The organism is Streptomyces sp. NRRL S-495, from assembly GCF_000966955.1.
Taxonomy (GTDB): Bacteria; Actinomycetota; Actinomycetes; order Streptomycetales; family Streptomycetaceae; genus Kitasatospora; species Kitasatospora purpeofusca.
Genome location: NZ_JZWY01000982.1, coordinates 1 through 7742, shown reverse-complemented (window position 1 = coordinate 7742; position 7742 = coordinate 1). Strand labels below are relative to the sequence as shown.

The 7742-nt window shown below is 72.9% G+C and carries 2 protein-coding genes and 1 pseudogene; 2 read left to right on the top strand and 1 reads right to left on the bottom strand.

Annotation, left to right across the window (positions count from 1 at the left end; translation table 11 throughout):
* A partial coding sequence (locus VR45_RS49570) for a hypothetical protein (protein ID WP_234326552.1) occupies window positions 1-310 on the bottom strand: 310 nt, incomplete at its 3' end.
* A gap of 27 nt (window positions 311-337) precedes the next feature.
* Here VR45_RS49570 and VR45_RS37445 point away from each other — a divergent pair.
* Both VR45_RS37445 and VR45_RS37440 read left to right on the top strand, forming a co-directional pair.
* Window positions 338-7018, top strand: coding sequence for a hypothetical protein (locus VR45_RS37445; RefSeq protein WP_234326550.1), 6681 nt, complete (start codon window positions 338-340; stop codon window positions 7016-7018).
* 106 nt (window positions 7019-7124) lie between these two features.
* A pseudogene (locus VR45_RS37440) lies at window positions 7125-7742 on the top strand (hypothetical protein); the annotation flags it as partial.

Sequence of the window (7742 nt, the reverse complement as noted above, 5' to 3'; positions counted from 1 at the left end):
CTACTCGACCGTCGCCGCCGCCGAGCGCCGGAACGAGCAGGAACGGCTCGCCCGGCAGCGGCGGGAGCAGGTCGAGGAGGATCAGGACCAGGTCAGGCGGGAGAGCGAGGACGAGCAGGACCAGGATCAGGATCAGGTACTGCGGGAGACCGAGGAGCAGGAGCGGCTCAGGCGTGAGGCCCAGGAGGACCTGACCGAGGAGGACCTGCAGCGGATCCGCAGGAACGCCGCCGGCAAGGCCAAGGCCCCCACGCCGGTCGACGAGAGCGACGGCTCCGGCAGTAACCCTGTGCGCGAGAACCCTGTGCACAGCAGGCGGGAGACCGAAGAACCGGACATGTCCGAGATCAACCGGCGGATCAAGGCGATGGAGGACGCCGAGGCCGCGAAGAAGGCCGCGGAGAAGGCGGTGACGCAGGGGGAGAGCTCGAGCAGCCGGCCGTCGAAGCCCCCGGTCACGGACGAGATCGAGGAGCAGCGGAAGGTCCCGTCCAACGACGAGATCGAGGAGCAGCCCGTACTCCCGCCCAAGGACGAGATCGAGGAGCAGCCCGTACTCCCGCCGAAGGACGAGCCCGTCGTGGCGCCGTCCTCGCCCAAGACCGACGAACGGACGCCGCTGCTGCCGCCGCGGACCGTCACCGAGTCCGGCGTGCTCTCCGGCTCGCACATGGTGACCGGCGTCGGCGAGCCCAACAGCGCGCTGGTCGTGAACCTCGCCGCACGGATCGCCGACGTCCTCCCCGCCGGGACCGCCAACCCGCGGGCCCTGGCCAGGACACTCGCGGAGACCCTCTTCAGCGACTCGGGCCTGCGCGCCCAGGTGTCCGCCCTCTCCCGGGGAGAGGTCCTGCACATCCCGGTCGGGACCGACGCCCGGCAGGGCACCGTCACCGTCCGCGGCGAGGTCGCGGAGCTGGTGCACCGGGCGAAGGACAAGGCGAAGGCGAAGTTCGAGTACGAGGGCGGCAGCGACCGCATCGTGACGCTCGGCACGACCACGGGCGGCCGCAAGCGGCTCGGGCTCGGACTGCAGGGGCGGCTCGACTTCTTCAAGCTGTTCCGGGTCCAGGGCTCCGGCGGGGTCCAGGGCGACCTGATGTCCTGGGAGGGCCTGACCACCCGGGCGCGGTTCTTCTCGCGGTCCAAGACCACCGAGCTGACCGAGATGTTCGACGGTCAGCTGCGCCTGGAGGTCGGCTACCAGCCGGCCGGCCGACGGGGGACGGAGGACCTGTCGCTCCGACTGGACCCGGCGGCCGCGAACGTCGTGACGACCCCGATCGAGGTCGGCATCCCGCAGCGCGAGACCCGGGCCTCCGCCGACGACCTCGACGCCGCGCACCTCGGCTGGCCGGACACCTTCGACCCGGCCCGCCGGACCCAGGCGCGGCTGCACCTGTCCCACGTCATGCTGGACGTCCACGCCAAGGGCCTGCCGCGGCTGCGCACCACGCCGGGCGAGGACGCGGGCGGCAACGTGGAGCTGCAGGACCTGAACACCCCGCCCGGCCGGCCGCTCCAGCGGCAGGTCATGGCGGGCGTGGTCGACCTGCTCGCCGGGAACGCCGAGGTCAGGGAGGCGCTCGGGAGCAACCGCAGGTCGCTGTCCGACCGGCTGGTGGCGGAGTTCGGCTACCAGCGCCTCCAGCAGGACTTCAAGGGCATGACCAACGGTGAGTCCGTCGTCGTCCGGATCCCCGGCAGCGATGTCCGGATCGAGGTGAAGGCCGCCAACCGCGAACTGAACGTCCTGGCCCTCACCAAGGAGACCGAGTTCAACACCGGCGCGGGCGACATGGTCACCAGGCTCCGGCGGAAGGTCGTGAGCGGGCTCCGGCAGCTCCAGGGCGGCGGCCGGATCGGCCTCGACGAACTCAATGTCAGCGGTTCCTACGGCGGCCGGAAGGGGTCGGACTCGATCCACATCTCCGGCCGGACGCTGGAGACCGCGGTCACCACCAAGACCAAGGAACCCGGCGCGATCCTCGACGGCGACGGCTACCTGGAGGTCGTGGTCCACAAGGGCGATCGGCAGGTGGGCGATCCCGTCGAGATCCCGGTCGGGTTCCGTACGGTGATGCCGCAGTCCGACCTGCTGCCGCGGCCGCAGCACGATTCGGACGCGGCCACGGACACGGTGGCCAAGGCCGCGGTGGACAGGCTCGTCGAGAACCGCCTGCCGGAGTCCACGGTCGTCCGCGACATCGGCTCCGTCGACAAGCTGCGGACCGATCTGGAGGCGGCCGGCAAGGAGTACTACGGGAGCCTCTGGCCGACCGTGCGGGACGAGGTGATGCAGCTCGTCACCCAGCCCGCGCTGGCGTCCCGGCTCAGCGCGATGACCCGCGGGGAGCGGTTCGAGCTGAACGCCTTCGACCAGGGCAAGCCGGGCGTTCTCAAGGACACGGTGCTGGGACGCAACCTCAAGGTGACCGTCACCGCCACGCTCGCGGACCCGCAGTACCTCAGGCAGAGCGCCAGCGCCGACCTCAGCCGGCAGAACGAGACCAGCACGTTCAGCTCGGAGCGCCGGCAGGCCGGGAAGCACGAGGTCAAGCAGGGCGGCGTCGCGTTCCCCGGTGTCGCCAACGCGCCCTACGCCAACGCGGACCTCGGCTCGCAGGAGCGGGTCCGGGTCGGCACCCGCGACTCCGCCGGGGACAAGCTCTATGCGAACAGCAAGATCCGCGACGCGCAGGACATCTTCGACGGACGGGTGACGCTGACCCTGACCCTGGAGGGCAGGGGCGCTCCACGCCCCGTCGTGGGGGACTTCAGCACCGAGTTCAGCGTGCGCGCCCCGAAGGCCGAGCTGCCGCTGGAGCCCCACCTGCGGACCCACACCGTCCTGCCGCGCAACCAGCTCAGCGCCTCCTCGGTTGTCTCGTTCAAGGACCTGCCCGACGGGCGGAGCGGGGGCACCCAGGTGCTCACGGACGTCCGCGCCGCCCTGCAGAAGCGCTTCGCCGCGCGCGGGGGCGTCTCCCGGCAGCTGGAGCGCACCCTCGCCGAGGAGCTCGGGCCGAGGACACTCCAGGCCAACCTGTCCCAGCTCACCCGGGGCGGGGTGCTCAAGGTGCCGGTCGGGGGCCCCGGCTGGTCGGCCGAGGTGATCGTCCGGGCCCGGTTGAGGGAAGCCCCCGTGCTGCGCCGCGAGGTGAACGACGCCGAGATCGAGGTCGGTACGCAGAACCGGACCGGGCACGGCGTCTCGTACGACGAGCGGGAACGCATCACCGGCACCGTCGGCGTGACCGGCAAGCCGAGCACGGACGGCAAGAGCGTGCTGACGGTCGACTACTCCTACCGTCACGACTCGGCGACCGGCATCGCCCTGGAGACCGCGGGCAGCACCGTGAACCGGGCGAAGAACGTGTCGAGGGCCGCCGTGTCCGACGCCGACGTCAGGTTCGAGGTGGAGATCCGGGGCTGGACGGGCGGCCTGATCCCCAGCACGACCAAGCTCCGCGAGATCCGGGCGGAGGCGGAGGTCGTCACCCCGCAGTACAGCCCGGTGGAAGCGCCGCGCGCCGTCCCGGACCGCATCTGGCGGATGCACCGGCTCGGGTCCTCCGACGTCGTCACCAATGTGTTCGTGCCGAACGCCGGGGACGCCGGCTCGGCCTCCGCCCACCTGAGCACCGGATCGGTGTCCTCCGACCGGAACTCCGGCGCGGGGCACGTCAACGAGAACAGCGCCGGCGGGAACAGCCTCGGCGTGGACAGCCTCGGTGCGAAGAACGCCAGCACGAACACCATCGTCGCGAACAGTGCCGAGGTGAACAGCGCCGATGCGAACAGCATCAACGGGAACACCGGCACCAGGACCCGCGACTTCGCCGAGGCCCTCCTGCGCGCACCGGGCGACCCGGGGGAGTTCGGCGGGCGGAACATCACCAAGTGGCTGGACGGCCTGGGCAGGTCCGGCCTCCGGCAGAAGCTCTACGACACCCTCACCCCGAACACCCTGCACGACCAGCTCAAGGCCATGATGTCGGGCCGGGAACTCGTGGTCTCCGACGGCGGCGTGACCATCCGGATCGGCGCGTCCGTCCGCAGGCTGGCCCACACCGGCAGCACCACCACCACCGAGTTCAACACCGGGACGCAGACCGAGCACACCCACTCGGCGGCCGACGGCGCGACCGGCGGCGGGGCGGGCTCCGGCCACCAGCTGCGCGCCACGGTGGGCGTCAACGGCGGTGCCTGGTACGCGGGCGGGGCGCTGACCGGGTCCACCGGCCACGACACCCAGGAGACCTGGTCCAACCGCACGGGCTCCGGCAACACCACCAAGGTGAAGCCCAAGAACGCGAGCATCTTCTCCGGTGAGGCGGACCTGCACTTCAGGGTCGAGTGGAAGGAAGCGGTGGGCACCACGCCCCCGTTCGTGATGGCCACCAAGCACGCGTACTTCCGCCGCCCGCTCGGCATGGAGGCGGTCATCGACATCGCCGAGACGAGGGCGCAGGCACCGGTCGGCGCCAGGCCCAACCCGGGCAACGTCTTCGACTCCGCGACCGCGCCGCGCGGGGCCGAGCTGCGCGGACTCACCGATCACGCGGCGGCGGACAACGTCGTCCGGATCCCGCCGGACCGGGTTTGGACGCACGGGCTGGTCGACACGGACGTGGTGCGGACGGCCGACATCGGGCCGGACGCGCGGCAGCAACTGACGGCCGGGGCGAAGGAGTTCCTGGGCGCGGACGCCTGGGACCGGGTCCGGGGCATGGTGGACCGGATGATCGACCCGGTGGCGCTGGCGAGCCGCCTCAGCACTCCGCTCACCCCGCACACTCCGCCGACCCCGCCCGCCCCGCACGCTCCGGCGGAGAACGGGGGCCGGGCCCCCGTGCAGGCGGCACCGACGCTCACCGACGGCCCCGGGAACTCCACCCTCCTGATCGGCCCGCCCGACCTGGCCGGCGACGTCCGGGTGGAGGTGCGGGTGAAGGTCAAGCAGCTGGAGTTCGTCCGGACCGACGCGGAGTCGGAGTCCAACCCGACCAATACGACCTCGGTCACCGACGGTGTCAACGCCCAGCGCTCGGCCCAGGCGGCGCTGCGCTTCACCGGCGGGGCCAAGGGCGAGATCAACGAGTACGTCGGAGGCCGCGGCGGCGGCTACGTCGACGGCGCCTACCAGCACCGGACCGACCTCGCGACCGGCGAGGGCGGCCAGGTCGTGAACAACGCCAAGATCAAGACCGACACCGCGCGGTACCGGGGCTTCGCCGAGGTGGAGGTGGTCTACCACAAGGACGGAGCGGTGCTCCCCCGCAGGGAGCTCATGGCGATCGAGATCGACATCCCCGTGGACAACGTCAAGGGGAGCACCGACGTCCCGTCCGGCGGCTACCTGCGGTTCGACGAGGGCACGCCCGACGGCGAACTGCTGCTGCACGGCGCGCCGAGCACGGCGGTGCGGTCGGTCGCGGACGCGCTGGGGCTGAACCCGGACACCCCGGACGACCGCGCCCGGATCCTGGGCGTCGGCCATGTCGCCCGGGAACTGCTCGCCGGGTCCCTCACCACCGAGGGCCACCGGGCCGTGCGGTGGCTGAGGGGCCTGGACCGGATGCTCCTCCTCGCCGGGGACGAGTCGAACGGAGGGGCCTTCGAGCACCTCCGCCGGGTGCAGGACGGCCGACCGGTCACGGCGGAGGAACGGCGCCGGCTCCAGGACCTGGCCGAGCAGGTCGGCGAGAACCCCGACCTGTCGGCGGCGGACGTGAACGCCCGCTGGAACGCCCACGGCCCGCACCAGCCCGTGGACCTGAGCCTGCGGGAGCCGTCGGCCGGCCCGGATCCGACGATCCGGCTGGCGGCCGACACCCGCAGTACCGGCGACATGAACAGGCTGCTGGAGGACGTCCGGCGGACGGTCCTCGGCGCCGAGGGCGACGCGCCGCAGCGGGTGGAGATCACCCTGGACGCGCCGGCGGACCGGGCCACCAGGGAGGCCGACCGCCTGGAGCAGAGGCTGCGCGGGGTGCTCCGGACGACGCCGCGCGAGGTGGACGTGGTCATCGTGCAGCGTGCGGAACCGAACGGAACCGGGCCCGTGGGCGGCAGGGGGTTCCGGGTCGGACCGCCGTCGCGGGACGCGGTGGTGGACGTGCAGGAGCAGTCGTCGACGGTGCGGCGTGAGCCGGTGGTGGTCGTGCAGGAGGAGGTGCAGGAGCAGCCGTCGACGGTGCGGCGCGAGCCGGTGGTGGTCGTGCAGGAGGAGGTGCAGGAGCAGCCGTCGACCGTGCGGCGCGAGCCGGTGGTGGTCGTACAGGAGGAGGTGCAGGAGCAGTCGCACACCTCGAAGGACGAGCACCTGACCCCGGAGTCCGAGTCCGACACCTCGTCGCGGCGCGGTTCGGACGACGACACGCCGAACCTGGAGCAGGATGCCGACGGGTGGATGCCGGGCATCGGGCCGTCGGGGTTGCGTGGCCTGTCCCTGCCTTCGACCCTGCGGACGGAGGCGCCGCGGAACCTCGGGCCGGCCGTCCTGCAGAGCGCCGTCCCGGAGGGCCTGACGCACGAGCGCGGGACGACCAGTGGGACCTTTGAGACGGCTCGGTCCTACGACGGCCCGGAGGAGTCCTTCGACGAGATCTCGCTCGACTCGGACCTGCCGCGCCCGGGGCACGGGCGCGAGACGACCAGTGGGACCTTCGAGACGGCTCGGCCGTACGAGGGCCCGGAGGAGTTCTACCTGCACCCCAACGCCCGGTTGGGGAGCGACTCGGACAACCGCTCGGTCGACTCGGACCTGCTGGACTCCGGGAGCGAGCTGTCCGAGGACTCCTGGGTGCACGTCCCGCCGCCGGTCCAGCAGGTCCAGCCGGTGCAGCCGGTGCAGCCGGTCCAGCCGCAGCCGCCGGTCCCGAACCCGCCGCTGCCGCCGCACGAGGCCGACGGGCCGCCGCGGATCGAGGCGCCGGAGCCCATGGAGAGCCTGGAGGACACCGTCTTCAGCGCCCTGACCCAGCTGTTGGGCGGCGGCGGTGGGCAGCCGTGAACCGTCGGGCCGGGTCCGGCCGTAGGAACGGAGTAGGAGCACCCGAGGTCCAGTCGCCGGGGTGGTCCTGTCGACTGGGACTGCATGCGAGGCCGGAGGAGCTGCGGTGAGCACGAGTACGGGCGGGAACGGGGCTCGGGGCGGGGCGGCGGGGATCCAGCTGCCGTCGATGGACTGGGAGATGGAGGAGGAGTCGGCCGGGGCGCCGGCGGGTGCCACCGCTTCGGCCGGAGGCGCTGCCGCTGCCGCGGCGGCCGCCCCGGCGACGGCGGAGGCGCCGACCGAGCAGGTCGCCGTGCCGCAGTACGGGCCGGTCACGCCGGTGGTGACCGCCGCTGCGGTGCCGCCGGTCGCGGTCGTGCCCTCGGCCGCCTCCGCCGCCGGGTTCGGTCCGGGCGAGGAGCCCGGGGCGCCGGTCCCCGTCGGGACGGAGAGCGCGGACGGCGAGGAGCCGGACGAGAACTCCCGTCGTCCCCGGTTCCGGCGGCCCGCGCTGGTCGCCGCCGCCACGGCGGGCGTGGTGCTGATGGGCCTGCCGTTCCTGATCACCGACGGCGCGGACAAGCACGGCGACAACCGGGGCGTGAACCGGGCGGACCCCCAGCTGGTCGACGGACCGGAGATCGACGACGTCCAGCAGCCGGTGCCGACCGACCCGCCGACGACCGGACTCCCGCTCCCGGCGCCCGTCGACCCGCCGGCCACCGGTGACCCCGGCGCGCTG